Origin of the sequence: Promicromonospora kroppenstedtii, assembly GCF_044389675.1 — a bacterium.
Classification (GTDB): domain Bacteria; phylum Actinomycetota; class Actinomycetes; order Actinomycetales; family Cellulomonadaceae; genus Promicromonospora; species Promicromonospora kroppenstedtii.
In genome coordinates this window covers 24688-42811 of sequence record NZ_JBIRYI010000011.1, presented here as the reverse complement: position 1 = coordinate 42811, position 18124 = coordinate 24688, and the positions used below count along the sequence as shown (strand labels likewise).

15 protein-coding genes are annotated in these 18124 nt (G+C 73.2%); 9 read left to right on the top strand and 6 right to left on the bottom strand.

The window, feature by feature from the left end; genetic code table 11:
* Positions 1-16: 16 nt before the first annotated feature.
* From ACH47X_RS17980 to aceA, 4 genes are all read right to left on the bottom strand, one after another.
* Positions 17-766 (bottom strand): hypothetical protein, encoded by a 750-nt coding sequence (locus tag ACH47X_RS17980; protein ID WP_397405896.1) that lies wholly within the window; start codon positions 764-766, stop codon positions 17-19.
* Positions 767-827: 61 nt separating this feature from the next.
* Positions 828-2543, bottom strand: a complete 1716-nt coding sequence (locus ACH47X_RS17975; RefSeq protein WP_397405895.1) for a D-alanyl-D-alanine carboxypeptidase family protein — start codon at positions 2541-2543, stop codon at positions 828-830.
* A gap of 331 nt (positions 2544-2874) precedes the next feature.
* A complete protein-coding gene (gene aceB / locus ACH47X_RS17970) occupies positions 2875-4752 on the bottom strand; it encodes a malate synthase A (RefSeq protein WP_397405894.1) in 1878 nt (625 codons plus the stop codon).
* The gene (gene aceA / locus ACH47X_RS17965; RefSeq protein ID WP_397405893.1) at positions 4752-6110 is read right to left on the bottom strand and encodes an isocitrate lyase; all 1359 of its coding nucleotides are present in this window, start codon (positions 6108-6110) and stop codon (positions 4752-4754) included. Before aceA ends, aceB begins: the two co-directional genes overlap by 1 nt.
* 156 nt (positions 6111-6266) lie before the next feature.
* On the opposite strand from aceA, the gene ACH47X_RS17960 reads away from it, so the two are divergent.
* A complete protein-coding gene (locus ACH47X_RS17960) occupies positions 6267-7799 on the top strand; it encodes a helix-turn-helix domain-containing protein (RefSeq protein ID WP_397405892.1) in 1533 nt (510 codons plus the stop codon).
* A gap of 31 nt (positions 7800-7830) precedes the next feature.
* On the opposite strand, the gene ACH47X_RS17955 is transcribed toward ACH47X_RS17960, so the two are convergent.
* Entirely contained in the window at positions 7831-9075 is a 1245-nt protein-coding gene (locus ACH47X_RS17955) for an extracellular catalytic domain type 1 short-chain-length polyhydroxyalkanoate depolymerase (protein ID WP_397405891.1), read from the bottom strand.
* A gap of 247 nt (positions 9076-9322) precedes the next feature.
* Here ACH47X_RS17955 and ACH47X_RS17950 point away from each other — a divergent pair, with 247 nt between their 5' ends.
* From ACH47X_RS17950 to ACH47X_RS17915, 8 genes are read left to right on the top strand one after another with little or no spacing between them, the layout of a single operon-like run.
* Positions 9323-10525, top strand: coding sequence for a substrate-binding domain-containing protein (locus tag ACH47X_RS17950; protein WP_397405890.1), 1203 nt, complete (start codon positions 9323-9325; stop codon positions 10523-10525).
* The gene (locus tag ACH47X_RS17945; RefSeq protein WP_397405889.1) at positions 10525-11298 is read left to right on the top strand and encodes an ABC transporter ATP-binding protein; all 774 of its coding nucleotides are present in this window, start codon (positions 10525-10527) and stop codon (positions 11296-11298) included. The genes ACH47X_RS17950 and ACH47X_RS17945 overlap by 1 nt, the downstream gene beginning before the upstream one ends.
* On the top strand, positions 11295-12050 hold the full coding sequence (locus ACH47X_RS17940; protein ID WP_397405888.1) for an ABC transporter ATP-binding protein: 756 nt from the start codon (positions 11295-11297) through the stop codon (positions 12048-12050). The genes ACH47X_RS17945 and ACH47X_RS17940 overlap by 4 nt, the downstream gene beginning before the upstream one ends.
* Complete coding sequence (locus ACH47X_RS17935; protein WP_397405887.1) at positions 12047-12922, top strand: branched-chain amino acid ABC transporter permease; 876 nt, start codon at positions 12047-12049, stop codon at positions 12920-12922. The genes ACH47X_RS17940 and ACH47X_RS17935 overlap by 4 nt, the downstream gene beginning before the upstream one ends.
* Positions 12919-14010 (top strand): branched-chain amino acid ABC transporter permease, encoded by a 1092-nt coding sequence (locus ACH47X_RS17930; RefSeq protein WP_397405886.1) that lies wholly within the window; start codon positions 12919-12921, stop codon positions 14008-14010. The genes ACH47X_RS17935 and ACH47X_RS17930 overlap by 4 nt, the downstream gene beginning before the upstream one ends.
* On the top strand, positions 14007-15557 hold the full coding sequence (locus tag ACH47X_RS17925) for a class I adenylate-forming enzyme family protein (protein ID WP_397405885.1): 1551 nt from the start codon (positions 14007-14009) through the stop codon (positions 15555-15557). The genes ACH47X_RS17930 and ACH47X_RS17925 overlap by 4 nt, the downstream gene beginning before the upstream one ends.
* 17 nt (positions 15558-15574) lie before the next feature.
* Positions 15575-16192 carry a TetR/AcrR family transcriptional regulator gene (locus tag ACH47X_RS17920; protein WP_397406052.1) on the top strand — a complete coding sequence of 206 codons (618 nt, stop codon included), beginning with the start codon at positions 15575-15577 and terminating at the stop codon, positions 16190-16192.
* Positions 16189-17157, top strand: coding sequence for an alpha/beta fold hydrolase (locus ACH47X_RS17915; protein ID WP_397405884.1), 969 nt, complete (start codon positions 16189-16191; stop codon positions 17155-17157). The genes ACH47X_RS17920 and ACH47X_RS17915 overlap by 4 nt, the downstream gene beginning before the upstream one ends.
* A gap of 24 nt (positions 17158-17181) precedes the next feature.
* Here the strand turns inward: ACH47X_RS17915 and ACH47X_RS17910 are convergent, their stop codons facing one another.
* Positions 17182-18111: a LysR family transcriptional regulator gene (locus ACH47X_RS17910; protein ID WP_397405883.1), complete on the bottom strand. Its 930-nt coding sequence runs from the start codon at positions 18109-18111 to the stop codon at positions 17182-17184.
* Positions 18112-18124: the final 13 nt, after the last annotated feature.

The following is an 18124-nucleotide window of genomic DNA, read 5'->3' as shown; positions in this document are numbered from 1 at the left end:
GCCCGTCGTCCTGCTGTCAGATGTCCTGGGCGGCGTCGACGTGGCAGCCGGCAGAGGAGTCCTCGTAGTCGTCGATGTGCCCCTCGATCTGCTGGCTCAGGTCGTCGAGCTGCGCGCCCAGCGCGTCGATCTCGGCGCCGATGGTCTCCGCCGTCGACATGTTGCCCGCGGCGACCGCGGCCATGAAGTCGTTCAGCCCCTCCAGGTAGACGACCGTCTTGTCGTCCATCTTGGCCGACACCTCCAGCATCGCGTCCGCGTCGCCGATCGCACCGACGCACGCCGTCGCGGTGGTCTCGGCGCGCTCCTTGGCGATCTCCAGGTCGTCGATCGTCGCGTGGGCCTCGGCGATGGTCTGCTTCGCGCTCGCCAGGTCCGACGCGAAGCCCGCGGCGCGCGCCTTCCACTCGTTGGTCGAGACGACGCCGAGCGCGCCCCACACCACGGCGGCGATCAGCAGCACGATCAGCACGAGGGTGACGGCGTGCTCCTTGAGGAACGCCACGAGGGCCGGCGGGATCTGCGGGGCCGAGCCGACGGACTCGGCCGGTCCGGCGGCGGGCGGTCCCGCGCTCGTGCCGGTCGCGACCTGGCCGGCCGCCGGTGCGTCCGCGTCGCTCGACGCCGGTCCGGCCGCCGTCGCGCCTTCGCTCGCGCCCTCGCTCGCGGCGTCGGCGACCGCGCCGTTCGGTGCGACCAGAGCCGGAGCTGGCTCAGTGGTCGGATTCGGTTCTGGAGCGCGACGTGCGCCCTCGTCGTCGGACATGCGGGCACCGTATCCGGCTAAAAGCACCCAAAACCGCCACAACGGAACTGCTGCGAGAAGTTCACCCGGTCGGGTTCTCGCTGCCAGCCGTGCTGTTGCCGCCCAGCAGGCCGCCGACGACCCCGCCGACCACGCCGTCGACGGTGCCGCCCACCAGGTCGAGCGTGCCGCCCACGACGTCCTCGACCAGGCCGGTCTCGGCCGGGGCGTCCGGTTCCGCCTGTGCGGGCGGTTCCGACGGCTCTGCAGGCGCCGGCTTGTCGGGCGCTGCCGGGGTCTTGCCGCCGGAGCCCGCCGACGAGCCGCCGCCGGAGCCGGACCCCGCGTCTGCTCCACCGCCCGTGCCGGAGCCGCCCCTACCGGAGCCGCCCGAGCCGGAGCCGCCGGAGCCGGACCCCGCCCCGTCGTCGGACGAGGATTGCTCCCTGTCACCCGAGTCCCCGGCAGGCCGGACTCCCGGGTTCGCGGGGTCGGTGCTCGCCACCGTCGTCCACGAGCCGACGTCGGACGGGTCGATGGCCCGGTTGGGGATCGAGCCCGCCGCGAAGAACTCGAAGTGCCAGGGCTCGGGCTTGGCGCCGCCGAGCTGTGCCCAGGAGGGGTTGTCCCAGCCGTAGTCGGGCGCGTGCAGCCGCAGCCAGACGTACTCGTCGGAGCCGCCGCCGGCGATCGGGTTGCCGAGGTCGACCGCGAGGCCCCAGCCGTGGTTGGACGTGCCGGGGATCGCGGCCAGGTGCGGTTTGGCGCTCCGGACCGCCACCTGCGTCTCGAAGGACCGGTACGAGTCCGTGAGCGGGATCGGGTGGCCGAACTCCTTCTCGAACCGGGCGCTCAGCGCCGTCAGGCGCTCGGCGGCGTCGCAGCGCAGCAGGTGCCCCGGCGCGAAGGGCAGCGCGCACAGCACGTCGGCGGGGATGCGGCCGTTGGCGTACCCGGCGGTGGAGTCGCCGTAGGCCGCCACGGTGTCCAGCAGGTTCCGGCGCAGGGAGGTCCCCGTGTCCGGCAGCGTCTCGATGAGCGCGGTGGGCGAGGACGGGTCGAGCATGTTCGCGAGCCGCATCGCCGCGACGGCCACCTCGTCGAAGGTGACGTACTCGCCGACCTCCTCGGGCACGACCTCTGCGGCCGGGAGGTCCTCCGGCGTGCCCCAGTCGGGGGCAGGGCTCCCGTGGGTGCCACCGCCAACAATCCGGGAGACCTGCGTGGCGCCGATCGGTTCGGACGGCGCGGGCGTGCGCGGCTCGCCCGCCGTCGGGGCGGACTCGACCCGCAGCGGCTGGTCGGCCTCTGTCAGCGCGAGCTGCTGCGCCTGGTACGTCGTGTAGAGCATGCCGAGCTCCGCGGCGGCCTGCGCGACGGCGGGGCTGGGTTCGGAGCTCTGCCGCAGCATCGACTCGGCCCGGTCCAGGACGGCGAGGACCTGGCTCACGGTGACGCCGTCCGGTGCGGTGGTCTCGGGGGCTGCGTCCGGGCGCCGCTCCACCGCGCCGACCTCGACGGTGCGCGCCGCGGCCGGCCGCGCGGCGGAGGTGGGGGAGCCGTCCGTCAGGAGGTGCGACGACGGCACGCTCGCCGACGCGCTGACGAGCACGCCGCAGGTCATCGCCAGCGCGACGGCGCCGGTCCACGCGTTGCGCGCCCGACGGCCGGTCAGGGTGCGGCGCGCGGCCCGGCCGCGATCGCGGAAGAAGGCGGCGCCGGTCGCGGTTCCACGACCGCTCGCCGACCCTGGATCGCTGGTCTCGCCAAGCCTCGCACCGTTCGGCTCGTCCGTCACTGGTCAACGCCCCCTTGCGTATGACATCGGCTGTCGCGGACCGCGTCCGCCGCCGACCGGTCTGGGCACCGGCGCTGATGTGGCCCCGGTGCCGTCCGTCCAAGAACGCCCAGGGTAGCGCTACTGACGGCGCATTCAACAACCGGAATGTCGCGCTTGCCGCCCGCGCGAGGGCTTGCGCCCGCGCACAAGAGCCCGACGCCGCGCCGGTCGCACCCCAGGGGTGGCGGGGCGCCGAGAGAGCGGCGACCGGGCGCGGCGTCGGGCGGTGGAAGGGACGCCCGACAGCGGGGCGTCCCAGCCCGGTGGCCGGTGGGTGGTGATCGGGGCCTTACGGCCGGTCGACCGCCGAGCCCACCAGGTACCCCTGGTACGCGGGGTTCGTGAGGAACGCCGGGAAGTCGTCCTCGAGGGCGACGGCGCGGAAGATCTCCGCCGCGTCGTCGATCCGGTTGCCGTGGCCGTGGGGCAGCGACGCCACGACGTCGAGCAGGATCGCCTCGACACGCTCGCGGGTCACGGGCTGCTGGTCGTCGTCGGTCAAGGTGCCCGACGCGATCCACTGCCACACCTGCGACCGCGAGATCTCCGCGGTGGCGGCGTCCTCCATGAGGCTGTCCAGCGCGGCGGCTCCGGTACCGCGGAGCCACGCGTCGAGGTAGCGCACGGCCACCGAGACGTTCGACCGCAGGCCGGCCGAGGTCACGGTCGCCCCGGAGCGGCGCGCCGAGGCGACGTCGAGCAGGTCGTGCTGCCCCACCACGACGTCGTCGCGCAGGCGGGAGACCTGGTTGGGCGCGTCGCCGAGCACGGCGTCGAACTCGGCCCGGGCCACCGGGATGAGATCGGGGTGGGCCACCCAGGTGCCGTCGAAGCCGTCGCCGGCCTCGCGCCGCTTGTCGGCGCTGACCTTGGCGAACGCGGTCTCGGTGACCTCCGGGTCGCGGCGGTCCGGGATGAACGCGCTCATGCCGCCGATCGCGTGCGCCCCGCGCTTGTGGCAGGTCGCCACGAGCAGCTCGGTGTAGGCCCGCATGAACGGCGCCGTCATGGTCACCTGGGCGCGGTCCGGCAGCACGTACGACTCCCCGCGGGTGCGGAAGCACTTGATCACCGAGAACAGGTAGTCCCAGCGGCCGGCGTTCAGCCCCGCGCAGTGGTCGCGCAGCTCGTAGAGGATCTCCTCCATCTCGAACGCCGCGGGCAGCGTCTCGATGAGCACCGTGGCGCGCACGGTCCCGCGCGGGATGCCGAGGGCGTCCTGCGCCACCTCGAACACCTCGTTCCAGAGCCGCGCCTCCCGGTAACCCTCCAGCTTGGGCAGGTAGAAGTACGGTCCGCGGCCGCGCGCGACGAGCTCGGCGGCGTTGTGGAAGAAGTACAGGCCGAAGTCCACCAGGCTGCCGAGCGCGCTCGACGTGATGCCGTTCGCGTCCGTGTAACGCAGGTGCGCCTCGTCCAGGTGCCAGCCGCGGGGCCGGAACACGATGGTCGGCAGGTCCGCGATGTCCGGCGAACGCAGCGTGTACTCCTTGCCCGCCTCGTTGGTGAAGGCGAGCGTGCCGCGGATCGCGTCGTGCAGCGCGAGCTGGCCCTCGATCACGTTGGGCCACGTAGGGCTGGACGCGTCCTCGGCGTCGGCCAGCCAGCACCGGGCCCCGGAGTTGAGCGCGTTGATCGTCATCTTCGGGTCGGTGGGACCCGTGATCTCGACGCGCCGGTCCTCCAGCCCGGGCGCGTTGCGCGACCCGGCGACCCGCCAGTGCGGGTCGTCCCGCACCGGCCGGGTGGAGGCCCGGAAGTCGGGGTCGGCGCCGTCCGCGATGTCCTGCCGGCGCAGCTGGCGCTGCGCGATCAGCTCGTCGCGGCGGGCGTCGAACCGGTCGTGCAGCAGGGCGAGGAACGCCAGGGCCTCCGGCGTCAGGATCTCGCCGTAGCGCGGCCCGACGGCGGCGGTCACGGTGATCACGCCTCGGCGGGTGCCGCTTCCCGAGGCGCCCACGCCGCCGTTCGGCAGTGTGCGGGGGGACGCGCTCGGGGGTGCGGGGGCGGGGACCGGCGCAGGCGGGGGAGCGGGGGTAGACGGCGTCGTGGTCGCGTGGGCGGCCATCGTCCGGGCGGCGGCCGGCGGGGTGCCGATCCCGGCCAGGCCGGCATCGGCGTCGTAGGGGCTGGTGCCGTGGGCGCGGGTGTCGATGGTCGCGGTCATCAGAACTGCGCCGCCTCGGTCGAGCCGGCCAGCGCGGTGGTCGCCGAGTCCGGGTTGAGCGCGGTGGCGACGCGGTCGAAGTACCCCGTGCCGACCTCGCGCTGGTGTCGCGTGGCGGTGTAGCCGCGCTCCTCGGCGGCGAACTCCAGCTCCTGCAGCTTCACGTAGGCCGACATCTGCTCGCGGGCGTAGCCGTGGGCCAGGTCGAACATCGAGTAGTTCAGGGCGTGGAAGCCGGCCAGGGTGATGAACTGGAACTTGAAGCCCATGGCGCCGAGCTCGCGCTGGAACTTGGCGATCGTGTCGTCGTCGAGGTGCTTCTTCCAGTTGAACGACGGCGAGCAGTTGTAGCTCAACATCTGGTCGGGGAAGTCGGCCTTGACGGCCTCGGCGAACTTGCGGGCCAGCTCCAGGTCCGGGGTGCCGGTCTCCATCCAGATCAGGTCGGAGTAGGGCGCGTAGGCCTTGGCGCGGGCGATGCACGGCTCGATGCCGTTGGTCACCTTGTAGAAGCCCTCGTTCGTGCGCTCCCCGGTGATGAACGGGCGGTCGCGCTCGTCGACGTCCGAGGTGATCAGGGTCGCCGCCTCGGCGTCGGTCCGGGCGATCACGATCGACGGCACGTCGGCGACATCGGCCGCGAGCCGGGCCGCGTTGAGCGTGCGCACGTGCTGCTGGGTGGGGATGAGCACCTTGCCGCCGAGGTGGCCGCACTTCTTCTCCGAGGCGAGCTGGTCCTCCCAGTGCACGCCCGCGGCGCCCGACTGGATCATCGACTTCATCAGCTCGTACGCGTTGAGCGGGCCGCCGAAGCCGGCCTCGGCGTCGGCCACGATCGGGGCGAGCCAGTCGCGGGTGGGGGTGCCGTTCTCCGACACGTCGATCTGGTCGGCGCGCAGCAGCGCGTTGTTGATGCGGCGGACCACGGCCGGCACGGAGTTGGCCGGGTAGAGCGACTGGTCGGGGTAGGTCTGCCCCGAGAGGTTCGCGTCGCCGGCGACCTGCCAGCCGGAGAGGTAGATGGCTCGCAGGCCCGCCTTGACCTGCTGCACGGCCTGGTTGCCGGTCAGCGCGCCGAGGGCGTTGATGTAGTCCTCCTCGTGGAGCTCGCGCCACAGGCGCTCGGCGCCGCGGCGGGCCAGCGTGCTCTCCTCGCCGACCGAGCCGCGCAGCGCGACGACGTCCTCCGCCGTGAAGCTGCGCTCGATGCCGGCCCAGCGGGGGTCGGACGCCCAGGCCTGGCGCAGCTCCTCGGCGGTCTGGAGCTGGTCCCCGGCGCGCACGGAGGCCTGCGCCGGCACCGCGGTCGTCGTGGACGTGGTCGCCTCGGACGTGGGGTCGATCGTGGGTGCGCTCATGGCGGGTCTCCTTCTCGGGACGGAACGTTGCCACCGCGTCTGCCGGTGACGTGTAACGACCATCTGCCCTCCGCGACCCCCTTCTCAAGCAGATCCGCGCAGAAGATTTCCAGTTCTTCTGTTGATCGGAAGCCTTTGCCTATGTCACCCTCGGGCATGGCAGGAAGCACCGAAAATCGCAGAACCGCGCGAAATGCGACTTCCTCGCGTTCCACCCAGAGTGGTCAAAACGCTTCGACGACGACGTCGGACACCGAGCCGGACGCCCTCACGATCGGCCGCCGCATCCGCTATCTGCGGACCAGCAAGGGCATGACGCTCGAGGACCTCGCCGCCGCCATCGACCGCGCCCCGTCCCAGATCAGCACGCTGGAGAACGGCAAGCGGGAGCCCAAGTTCTCGCAGCTGCAGGCCATCGCCCGCGCTCTCGGCACGGGCGTGGACGACCTGCTGTCGCCCGAGCCGCCGTCGGAGCGGGACGCGCTGGAGATCGAGCTGGAGCGCGTGCAGCGCGGGCCGCTGTTCGCCTCGCTCGGCATCGACGGGGTGCGCATCGGCAAGTCGCTGCCCCACGACGCGCTCGCGACGATCCTGGCCCTGCACCGGGAGCTGGAGCGCCTGCACACCGAGCGCGCGGCCACCCCCGAGGAGGCGCGGCGGGCCAACGGCGAGCTCCGCGACGAGATGCGCGCCAAGGACAACTACCTGCCCGAGCTCGAGCAGGTCGCCAAGGGCCTGCTGGCCGACGTCGGGCACACCACCGGGCCGCTGCCGCAGCGCATGGCGGCCGAGATCGCCGCGCACCTGGGCTTCACGCTGCACTACGTGAGCGACCTGCCGCACTCGACGCGGTCCGTCATCGACACCCGCAACCGGCGCCTCTACCTGCCGTCCAAGGGGTTCCGCGGCCGGTCGAACACCCGGTCCGCGCTGCTCCAGGCCCTCGCCTCGCACGTGCTGGACCACACCGAGCCGGGGCACTACGGCGAGTTCCTCCGGCAGCGCGTCGAGGCGAACTACCTGGCGGCCGCCCTGATGGTGCCGGAGAAGCCGGGCGTGAAGTTCCTGCGCGACGCCAAGGACGAGCGGGCCATTGCGATCGAGGACCTCCGCGACGCGTTCGGGGTGTCCTTCGAGACCGCCGCGCACCGGTTCACCAACCTCGCCACGCGGCACCTCGGCATCCCGGTGCACTTCATGAAGGTGCACGAGTCGGGGATCCTGCACAAGGCGTACGAGAACGACGGCGTGCGGTTCCCGTCGGACGCCCTGGGCGCGGTCGAGGGCCAGCACGTGTGCAAGCAGTGGACGGCGCGCCGGGTGTTCGACGTCGAGGACCGGTTCAACCCGTACGCGCAGTACACGGACACGCCGTCCGGCACCTACTGGTGCACCTCGCGCGTGGAGAACACGTCCGACGGCGCGTTCTCCGTGTCGGTGGGCGTGCCGTTCGCGGACGTCAAGTGGTTCTCCGGGCGCGAGACCACGGTGCGGTCGGCGTCACGGTGCCCCGACGAGTCGTGCTGCCGGCGTCCGCCCGAGGACCTGTCGGTGAAGTGGGGCGACTTCGCCTGGCCCTCGGCGCGGCCGCACGCGTCGATGCTCGCCGCGATGCCCTCGGGTGCCTACCCGGGCGTGGAGACCACGGAGGTCTACCGGTTCCTGGAGCGGCACGCTCCCGAGGGCTGAGCGCGGCGAGCTCTCGAGGGCATCGACGACATCAGCAGCCCGTGACCAGGTCGAACACCCCCTCGGACGTCTCGCGCAGCGTGGTCACCGTGGTGTTGCCCTGACCCAGGTAGTCCAGGGACCCGACGGCGTAGAACGGGTTGTACGGGTCGATGCCGTACGACGTCGCGCGCCCCGCGGCCTGGTGCTGCGCGTTCGTGGCCGCACCGCAGAACAGGGCCGGTTCGGTGGGCGGGTCCGTCGGCGGGTCGGTGGGCGGGTCCGTCGGTTCGGCGGACCGGTCCACGCGACGGTTGTTGTCGAAGAAGAAGTCAGTCACGTAGGCCGGGTAGTTCACCGAGCTCGTCGAGATGTACGAGCCCCCCGGCCCGCCACCGGCCGGCCACGCGTGGCCGACGTTCGAGTTGGCGATCAGCGAGACGCGCGGCCCCGCGGCGTCGGACCACAGGGTGCCGGTGCCCGCGGTGTTGGTGCCGGGCAGGCCCGCCAGGGAGAACGACGACTGGGTCGACGCCCCGTAGATACCGGCCATGACCTGCGCGTTCAGGGTGTTGTACCCGGTCGCCACGGTGGTGTCGGACGACCCGTAGACCACCGACGTCACCTGCGTGCCGAAGCCGGGCGACCCGGTCGACGCGAAGTTGCGGCAGACCGTCGTGGCCTGTGCCTTCGTGGTCGCCACGGAGCCGATCTGGCCCGACGTCGTGCCGGCCGTCGGGCCCGCGTTGATGCCGATCCCCGCGAACACGTCGGGGGCCAGGCAGCCCATCACCATGGTCTCGCCGCCCCCGGACGACAGCCCGGTCAGGTAGACCTGGTTGGGGTCGATGCCGAGCGAGGCGTCCCCGAGCAGGTCGTCGACGAGCTGGAGCAGGTTGTCGTCGTGCCGCGCCGGGTTGGCCCGCGAGTGGGACGTGTCGTAGTAGTCCCAGCAGCCGAGCAGGACGCCGCCGTTCGGCGCGGCGGGCACGGCCACGACCATGCCGCGCTCGTCGGCGGTCGCCGCCCAGTTGCCACCGTTCTTCAGGTTGGTCGCGGTCTGCACGCACCCGTGCAGGTTGATCATCAGCGCCCGCCCGGCTGCCAGCTCGGGGGCCGACGTCGGCACGTAGAGCTGGGTGGTCATGCCGCCCGCCGTGCGGGACGACCAGGCGCCGGCCGTCGGTTGTGCTACGGCGGCCACGGCCGCCACCGCAGGCGGGGTCAGTGCGATCGCGACGACGGCCGCGAGCAGTGCGAACAGGCGGCGACGAGGCCGCGGGGATGGGTGTGTCATTCGAACCTCCACGTTGAGGTCGTGCCGCCCGAGGCGCTCCGATGCGCGGGGTCAGCCGGACATCTGGGGACATTAGGTGCGACCTGAATCACCTGTCAACAGTTCACCCTCTGGGTTCCGGGCTGGGTGGGTTGACACGAGATGTCCGTCTCGGCCACTATCTCCGCAACCTGAATCGCCTCTCAGGTTTGGGCGAAGGAGCCCGTACCTCACGAGCGGCGACGACTACCCGAAGAAGGGCAGAGTCATGCGGACGAGGAAGTCCCTCATGGCCGTCGCCGCCGCTGCGGTGACGGGCCTGGCGCTCGCGGCGTGCGCGCCGACCGGCGCGAGCAGCACGGGCGGCAGCGGCGACGACGAGAACGCCGCGCCGATCGACGTCGGCATCGTGTACTCGGAGTCCGGGCCGCTCGCCGCCTACGGCGCGGCCTACAAGCAAGGTTTCGAGGCGGGCATCGACCACGCCACCGACGGCACCGGGACCGTGGCCGGCCACGAGCTCAACGTGACCTTCCACGACGACGCCGGCGACCCCGAGAAGGCCGTGTCGCAGGCCAAGGACCTGATCGGCAAGGGCTACCAGATCCTGGGCGGCACCGTCGTCTCCGGCGTGGCGCTGCCCCTGGCCGAGCAGGCCGAGCAGAACAAGGTCCTGTACGTGTCCGGCCCGGCGGCCGTGGACACCCTCACCGGCCTCAACCGGTACACGTTCCGCAGCGGCCGGCAGTCCCTGCAGGACGTCGCCGCCGCGGGCACGTTCGTGGACCCGAAGGGCGCCAAGGTCGTGGTGTTCGCGCAGGACAACGCGTTCGGGCAGGGCAATCTGGCCGCCGTCGAGGGCGTGCTGGGCGGCCAGGGCGCCGAGGTCTCCTCGGTGCTGGTCCCCGAGGACGCCACGGAGTTCACGCCGTTCGCCAAGAAGGTGCTCGACGCAGGAGCCGACATGGTCTTCGTGGCCTGGGCGGGCGCGACGACGGGCGCCATGTGGCAGGGCCTGGACCAGCAGGGTGTGCTCGACGAGACCACCGTCGTCACCGGCCTGGGCGACGTGGCCACCTACGGCGCCTACGGGGACGCGGCCGAGAAGGTCAGCTTCCTCAACCACTACTTCCCGGGCGCGGCCGGCACCGAGACCGAGACCGCGATGCTCGACGCCGTCGAGGCGGCCGGCGGCACGCCCGACCTGTTCACGCCGGACGGATTCGTGGCTGCGCAGATGATCGTGCACGCGGTCGAGGAGGGTGCCGGCGACGTCGAGGCCATGGTCGACGCCCTGGAGGGGTACACCTTCGAGGGCCCCAAGGGCGAGACCACGGTGCGGGCCACCGACCACGCCCTGATCCAGCCGATGTACCAGGCGAAGCTCGTCAAGGACGGCGACACCTGGACGCCCGAGCTGGTCGAGGTCATCGACGGCGAGTCGGTAGCGCCGGCGGAGGTGACCGAGTAGTGGCAAGGGGTGGCGAGCCGGTCCTGGAGACCGCGGGGCTCGGGCTGACGATCGGCGGGGCGCGGATCCTCTCCGGGGTGGACCTCCGGGTGGGCCGCGGCGAGCTGGTGGGCGTGATCGGCCCCAACGGCGCCGGCAAGACCACGCTGTTCAACCTGATCAGCGGCCTGTACCGGCCTACGAGCGGCCGCGTGCTGCTGGACGGCCGGGACGTGACCGCGGCGTCCGTCGCGGTACGGGCGAGGGCCGGCCTCGGCCGGACCTTCCAGACGTCCAGCCTGTTCCCGCGGCTCTCGGTCGCGGAGAACGTCCGGCTCGCCACCCAGCGCCGCCTCGGCGGCAGCCTCTCGGTACTGAGCTTTCCCCGGCGCGGTGACGCGGCGTCGGCAGAAGCGGCCGAGCACCTGGTCACGGTGGGCCTGACCCACCGGACCGACGCCGCGGCCGGCGACCTCTCGCACGGTGACAAGCGCAAGCTGGAGATCGCCGTGCTGCTCGCGATGGACTCCTCGGTGGTGCTGCTGGACGAGCCGATGGCGGGCGTGGCCACGGGCGACGTGGCCGGCCTGGTCGAGGTGATCCGGTCGATCAACGCGTCCGGGCGGACCGTGCTCATGGTGGAGCACCACATGGACGTGGTGCTCGGCCTCGCCGACCGCGTCGCGGTGCTGCACCACGGCGAGCTGCTGACCTGCGACGTCCCGGAGCGGGTCATGACGGACGAGACGGTGCAGTCGGCCTACCTGGGCACGACGGCAGGGAGTGCAGCATGAGCGGGCCGAATGTGCTGGAGGTGCGCGGGCTGTCCGCCCGGATCGCCGGCCAGGAGGTGGTGCACGACGTGTCGTTCGAGGTCCCGGCGTCGGGCGTCACGGCCGTGCTGGGGCGCAACGGCGTGGGCAAGACGTCCACGCTGCGCGCGATCCTCGGCCTGGTCGAGCGGTCGGGCGAGGTGCTGCTCGACGGCGTCCGCGTGGACGGCGAGCGCACGGACCGCATCGTCCGCCGCGGCGTCGGCTACGTGCCGGAGGACCGCGAGGTGTTCGCGGGCCTGACCGTGGCCGAGAACCTGCGGCTCGCGGAACGGTCCGGCGCGACGGCGCACGGCACGACGCCGGAACGTCGCGAGCTGGTCGACGCGCTGTTCCCGGACCTGGTCAAGCGGGCCGGCCAGCGCGCGGGCACGCTCTCGGGCGGACAGCAGCAGATGGTCTCCCTGGCTCGCGCGCTGCTCAACGACAACCGCATCCTGCTCGTCGACGAGCCCACCAAGGGGCTCGCCCCGCGCATCGTGACGGAGGTCGCGGAGACGCTGGCGACGGCCGCGCGGACGGTGCCCGTGCTGCTCGTCGAGCAGAACCTCCAGGTGGTCGAGCGGCTCGCCGAGCGCGTCGTCGTGATCGACGCCGGACGCGTGGTGCACACGGGACCGGCGCGGGAGCTGCTGGACGATCCGGACCTGGTCCAGCGGCTCCTGGGGGTCTCGGCGGGTTCGGCCGGCGACGAGGCGGAGGTCGGCCGATGAGCACCCTGATCCTCCTGCTCGCCACAGGCCTCGGCCTCGGCGGGCTCTACTTCCTCGTGGCCTCCGGGCTGTCCCTGATCTACGGCCTGATGGGCGTGCTGAACTTCGCGCACGGGTCGTTCCTCACGCTCGGCGCGTTCGTCGGGCTCGCGGCCGGCAACCTCGTGGGGGCCGGCACGTGGGGCGGCCTGCTCCTGGGCCTCCTCGTGGGCGCGCTGACCGGCGCCGCCGCGGCGACCGCCACGGAGCTCGGCCTCATCCGGCCCCTGTACAACCGGCACATCGAGCAGGTGCTCGTCACCGTCGGGCTCTCGCTCGCCACGGTCGCGCTGTTCGAGGGCATCTGGGGTCCCAACCCCCGCAACGTCACGCGCACCGACTGGCTCGCCTCGACCACCGACGTGCTGGGCGCGCACGTGCCGAACACCGCGTTCCTCAACGTGCTCGCCGCGGCCGCGGTGCTCGGCGGCATCGTCGCGTTCCTGCGGTACACCCGGTACGGCCTGATCATCCGCGCGGGCGTGGAGAACCGGGCCATGGTGACGGCGCTCGGCATCGACGTGCGCCAGGCGTTCACGCTCGTGTTCGCCGTCGGCGGGGCTGCGGCGGGACTGGGCGGTGTGCTCGCCACGCAGTCGCTGAACTACGTGTCGCCGCACATGGGCGCGAGCCTGCTGATCTTCGCATTCATCGTCACGGTGATCGGCGGCATGGGCTCGCTGACCGGGGCGGCGGTGGCGTCCGTCGTCGTCGCGGTGCTCCAGCAGCTCGCCAACTTCTACCTGAACAACACCGGCGACCTGATCGTCGTCCTGCTCCTGGCGCTCGTGCTGCTCGTGCGCCCGTCCGGACTGATGGGGAGGCCCGCATGAACCGCGTCACCACCCGCCTCGGCGGCCTCGCGCTCCTGGTGCTCCTGGGGTGCCTGCCACTGCTCGCGATCCCGGTCCCGGGCGTCCTGCCGGGGTACACGTACGAGCCGGGGACGCTCCAGCTCCTGGCCCTGTGCTGGCTGACGGCGGCGCTCGCGCTCTCGTACCACCTGCTGTTCGGGGTCGCGGGGCTGATGAGCTTCGGGCATGCCCTGTACTTCGCCGCGGGCATCTACGGCCTGGCCATCGTGCTGGACCGCACCGACGTGCCGCTCCTGCCCGCCGCCGCGCTCGTGCTCGTGGGCGGCGTGGCCCTCGCGTTCGTCGTCGGCGCCATCTCGCTGCGCGTCACCGGCATCTCGTTCGCGATGGTCACCCTCGCGTTCGCCCAGGCGGGCAACGTGCTGGTCCGCCGCGACCAGGGCGACCTGACCGGCGGCGAGGAGGGCCTCGCGCTCGCCACCGACGGCGTCCCGGCAGCACTGGTCGGCGTGGTCAACACGCGCAACCTGTACTGGCTGGCGCTCGTCGTGCTGCTGTTCGTCTACCTGGTGGTGCTGTGGATCGAGCGCAGCCGAGCCGGGCACGTGGCCGCCGCCGTGCGCGAGAACGAGGTGCGGGTGCGCATCATCGGCGGCCGCCCCTACCTGACCAAGCTCGTGGTGTTCGTGCTGGCCGCGTCGCTCGCTACCGTCGTCGGGATGGCGTACCTGCTGCTCCAGTCCGGCGCCTCGCCGGCGACGTCGACCGCCGACTTCACGCTCACGCTCCTGGTCATGGTGGTCCTCGGCGGGGTCGGCTCGCGCTGGGGCGCCGTCGTCGGGGCCGTGCTGTACACGCTGCTGGACCAGCGGCTCGCCGAGCTCGCGCACTCCGAGGCCGTGGCCGGGCTGCCCGCGGTGCTGCGCATCCCGCTGTCGGAGCCGATGTTCCTGCTCGGCACGTGCTTCGTGCTGGTCGTGCTGTTCCTACCGGGCGGACTGGCGGGCGCGGCCGCGCGGCTCGCCGCCCGCCGTCGGCCCGGGAGCGACCAGGACGGGAGCGGTCCCGCGTCCGGCGTGCCCGCCCCTGAGGGGGCAGTGGCATGAGCGACCTGCACACCCTCGGGCGGTGGCCGCGCGACCGCGCCCTGGCGACGCCCGACCGCGTCGCCGTCGACGACCGCGGCGTCACCCTGACCTACCGCGCCCTGGAGACCCGGGCCACGGCCCTGGCGGCCCGGCTGCGGGACGCGGGCTACGGGGTGGGCGACCGGATCGCGACCGTCACCGGGAACAGCTCCGACCAGGTGGTGCTGTTCTTCGCCTGCGCCAAGGCCGGGGTGGTGCTCGCGCCGCTGTCGTGGCGGCTGTCGCCGCACGAGCTCGCGGCCCAGCTCGACCAGGCCGACCCCGCGCTCGTGCTGGTCGAGGAGGAGTGCGGCACCCTCGCGGACGCCGCGCTCGAACGCCTGCCGCTGCCGCCTTCGCGCACGGCGCTGGGGCCGCACGGCGTGGAGGCGCGCGTGCCGCCGCCCACGCGCCGTCGCGCCGACCTCTCGGCGGCGGCCGGTGGCGGCCCCGGCCGCGAGGTGCGCGACGACGACCCGCTGCTGCTGGTGTTCACGTCGGGCACGGGCGGCACCTCGCGCGGCGCGCTGCTCACGCACGCGAACTGCTTCTGGAACAACCTGTCGCTGTCCCGGACGGTGGAGCTGAACAGCACGGACGTCGTGCTCTCGGTGCTGCCGCAGTTCCACGTGGGCGGCTGGAACATCCAGCCGCTGCTGGCCTGGTGGACGGGCGCGACCGTGGTGCTGGAGCGCACGTTCGAGCCGGAGCGCGTGCTGCGCCTGGTCGCCGACCGGCGGGTCACGACCATGATGGGCGTGCCCACCAACTACCTGCTGCTCGCCGAGCACCCCGGGTTCGCGGCGGCCGACCTCAGCTCGCTGCGGCACGCCGTCGTCGGCGGCGCACCCATGCCGGAGCCGCTGCTGCGCGCCTGGCACCGGCGCGGGGTGGCCCTCACGCAGGGCTATGGCCTGACCGAGGCCGGCCCCAACGTGCTCTGCCTGCCCGACGACGTGGCGCGCGACCGCGTGGGCTCCGCCGGCGTGCCCTACCCGCACGTCGAGGTCGCGGTGGCCGACCCGGTCACCGGTGAGCACCTCGCGGGCACCGCCACGGGCGAGCTGCTGGTGCGCGGCCCGAGCGTGTTCGCGGGCTACTTCCGGGAGCCGGAGGCCACGGCGGCGTCGTTTGCGCGCGGCTGGCTGCGCACCGGTGACCTGGTGGAACGCGATGCCGACGGGTACTACCGCGTGGTGGACCGGCTCAAGGACGTGTTCATCACGGGCGGCGAGAACGTCACGCCGGCCGAGGTGGAGGCGGCGCTGCGGCGGCACCCCGCCGTTGCGGACGCCGCCGTCGTCGGCGTGCCCGACGACCGCTGGGGCGAGGTGGGCCACGCGTTCGTGGTGCCGCGCGGCGGGCAGCTGACCGACGCGGAGGACCTGGCGGCGTTCTGCCGCCGTGAGCTGGCGGGGTTCAAGGTGCCCCGGCACTTCGATCTCGTGCCCGACCTGCCACGCTCGTCCCTGAACAAGGTGGTGCGCTCCGCGCTCCACGTACGCCCTGCCGAGGAGGCCCGGTGAGCACCATCTCTCAGCCCATGACCAAGGGGGAGCGCACCCGCGCGCGCATCCTCGTCGCCGCCGAGCGGGTGTTCGCCGAGCTCGGCTTCCACGACGCCTCGATCGTGAAGATCACCGAGGCGGCCGGCGTGGGGCAGGGCACGTTCTACCTGTACTTCACCTCGAAGATCGAGGTCTTCGACGAGGTGGTCGAGGACCTGAACCGGCGCGTGCGGCACGCCATGATCGAGGCGTCCTCGCAGGCCGGCTCCCGCATCGAGGCCGAGCGGGCGGGCTTCCGCGCGTTCTTCGAGTTCACCGCCGAGCACCCGGCGCTGTACCGGATCGTGCGGCAGGCCGAGTTCGTGTCGCCGGGCGCGCTGCGCCTGCACTACACGCGGATCGTCGAGGGCTACCGCGACGGCCTCGCCAAGGCGCAGGCGGCGGGGGAGGTCGGCGACATCGACCCGGAGGTGGCCGCGTGGGCACTGATGGGCATCGGCGAGATCGTCGGGATGCGCTGGGTCCTGTGGGGGCCCGACGTCGAGCCGGGCGGCCCGACGTCGGCCGTCCCGCCCGAGGTGTTCGACCAGGCGATGACGTTCATCGAGCGGGCGCTGGCGCCCGGCAGGACCGAGGAGGAGGGGCGTTCATGAGCATCGTCGACCAGGTCGAGGGGACCGGCTCGCACACCTACGCCACGCACGACGTCGCGGTGTCGGGCGGCACGCTGCGGGTTGGTGTCTGGGAGCCGACGGCGCCCGCCGCGCCCGGCGCCGACGGCGCCACGGTGCCCGCCGTGGTGCTGGTGCACGGCATCACCGCCTCGCACCGGGCCTGGCCGGCCGTGGTCGAGGCGCTGCCGGGACGCCGCGTGATCGCGCCCGACCTGCGCGGCCGTGGCCGCAGCAACGACCTGCCGGGTCCGTACGGCATGGCGGCCCACGCCGACGACGTCGCCGCCGTGATCCGGGCGCTCGCCGACGGGCCGGCGGTCGTCGTGGGGCACTCGATGGGCGGGTTCGTGTCGCTCGTGCTGACCCACCGCCACCCGGACCTGGTGGGGCGGCTCGTGCTCGTCGACGGCGGGCTGCCGATCCCGCTCCCGCCGGGCGTGCCCACGGGCGCGACCCCCGATGAGCTGGTGCGGGCCCTGCTCGGGCCCGCGATCGAGCGGCTGAGCCAGGAGTTCCCGAGCCGCGAGGCGTACCGCGAGTTCTGGCGGGCGCATCCCGCGTTCAGCGAGTGGACGCCCGTGGTGGAGCAGTACGTGGACTACGACCTGGCGGAGTTCCCGCCGGCCGAGGGCTCCGACGGCGGGCCGGTGCTCCGGCCGGCGACGTCGCCCGACGCCGTCGCCGCCGACTCGGCCGACTCCGCCCGCGGTGACGCGCTGCCCGGCGCGCTGGCCTGGGCCGCCGAGACCGGGCTGCCGATCACGTTCCTGCGGGCACCGCGCGGGCTGCTCGACCAGCCGGGCGGGATGTACCCGGCGGAGACCGTCGCCGAGTGGTCGGGGCGGCTGCCCGGGCTGGCAGCGAGCGAGGTGGCCGGCGTGAACCACTACACGGTCATCATGGCGGAGCCTGGCGTGGCGGCAGTGGTGGCCGCCGTCGGCTGACCGCGTGAGCCGGGCCCGCCGTCGTCAGGCCTCCGGGCGCACGCCCAGCATCCGGTCCCGCTGCCGGTTCATCTCGTCGATCAGCACCTGCACCACCGCCGTGACGGCCGGCCGGCGCCACGACTCGGTGCGGATCACCGCCCAGTAGGGCAGGCGCTCGGTGACCTCGTCGGGCAGGAGCCGCACCAGGTCGTCGTGCCGGTCCGCCATGAAGCACGGCAGGAACCCGAGCCCCGCGCCCGCGCGCGTGGCCTCGACGTGCACGAACACGTTCGTCGAGGCCAGCGCGTCCGGCATGCCGGGCACCAGGCGGCGGGGCGCGTCGAGGTCGTTGACCTGGAGCATCGAGTCGACGAAGTAGACGAGGCCGTGCCGCGACATCTCCTCCACCGTGGTGGGCGTGCCGTGCCGGGCCAGGTAGTCCCGGGAGCCGTACATGCCGAGCACGTACTCGCCCAGGCGCACGGCCTTGGCCCGCTGCACGTTCGGCTCGCCGACCACGACGTCGACGTCGACCCCCGAGCGGTGGTGCGTCGCCACGCGCGTGACCGTCACGAGCTCGACCGACAGCTCCGGGTGCGCGCCGCGCAGCCGGGCGATCGCGGGGGAGGCCACGTAGGCGCTGAAGCCGTCGGTCGCCGTCATGCGCACGACGCCGGTGACCGGGTCGGCCACGGTGTCGCCCCCGACGAGCCGGTCCACGGCGTCCGACACGGCCTCGCCCGCTCGCGCCGCTCGCCGGCCGAGCGTCGTCAGCTCCCAGCCGTCGGCGCCCTTGACCAGGAGGCGCCCACCGAGGGCCCGCTCCAGCGCCGTGATGTTGCGCGCCACGGTGGTGTGGTTGACCCCGAGCGCGCGGGCCGCCGTCGTGTAGCGGCCGGTGCGGGCCACGGCCAGCAGCACCAGAAGCTGGTCGGCCACCTGGCCGGCCGGCGGGTCGTTGCGGGCTGACATGCCGCGACCGTAC

What these genes read in the sequence shown, in the direction of transcription:
- ACH47X_RS17980 (WP_397405896.1), bottom strand. Translation starts at nt 766, where the DNA reads ATGTCCGACGACGAGGGCGCACGTCGCGCTCCAGAACCGAATCCGACC.
- aceB (WP_397405894.1), bottom strand. Translation starts at nt 4,752, where the DNA reads ATGACCGCGACCATCGACACCCGCGCCCACGGCACCAGCCCCTACGAC.
- aceA (WP_397405893.1), bottom strand. Translation starts at nt 6,110, where the DNA reads ATGAGCGCACCCACGATCGACCCCACGTCCGAGGCGACCACGTCCACG.
- ACH47X_RS17960 (WP_397405892.1), top strand. Translation starts at nt 6,267, where the DNA reads ATGGCAGGAAGCACCGAAAATCGCAGAACCGCGCGAAATGCGACTTCC.
- ACH47X_RS17955 (WP_397405891.1), bottom strand. Translation starts at nt 9,075, where the DNA reads ATGACACACCCATCCCCGCGGCCTCGTCGCCGCCTGTTCGCACTGCTC.
- ACH47X_RS17950 (WP_397405890.1), top strand. Translation starts at nt 9,323, where the DNA reads ATGCGGACGAGGAAGTCCCTCATGGCCGTCGCCGCCGCTGCGGTGACG.
- ACH47X_RS17940 (WP_397405888.1), top strand. Translation starts at nt 11,295, where the DNA reads ATGAGCGGGCCGAATGTGCTGGAGGTGCGCGGGCTGTCCGCCCGGATC.
- ACH47X_RS17935 (WP_397405887.1), top strand. Translation starts at nt 12,047, where the DNA reads ATGAGCACCCTGATCCTCCTGCTCGCCACAGGCCTCGGCCTCGGCGGG.
- ACH47X_RS17930 (WP_397405886.1), top strand. Translation starts at nt 12,919, where the DNA reads ATGAACCGCGTCACCACCCGCCTCGGCGGCCTCGCGCTCCTGGTGCTC.
- ACH47X_RS17925 (WP_397405885.1), top strand. Translation starts at nt 14,007, where the DNA reads ATGAGCGACCTGCACACCCTCGGGCGGTGGCCGCGCGACCGCGCCCTG.
- ACH47X_RS17920 (WP_397406052.1), top strand. Translation starts at nt 15,575, where the DNA reads ATGACCAAGGGGGAGCGCACCCGCGCGCGCATCCTCGTCGCCGCCGAG.
- ACH47X_RS17915 (WP_397405884.1), top strand. Translation starts at nt 16,189, where the DNA reads ATGAGCATCGTCGACCAGGTCGAGGGGACCGGCTCGCACACCTACGCC.
- ACH47X_RS17910 (WP_397405883.1), bottom strand. Translation starts at nt 18,111, where the DNA reads ATGTCAGCCCGCAACGACCCGCCGGCCGGCCAGGTGGCCGACCAGCTT.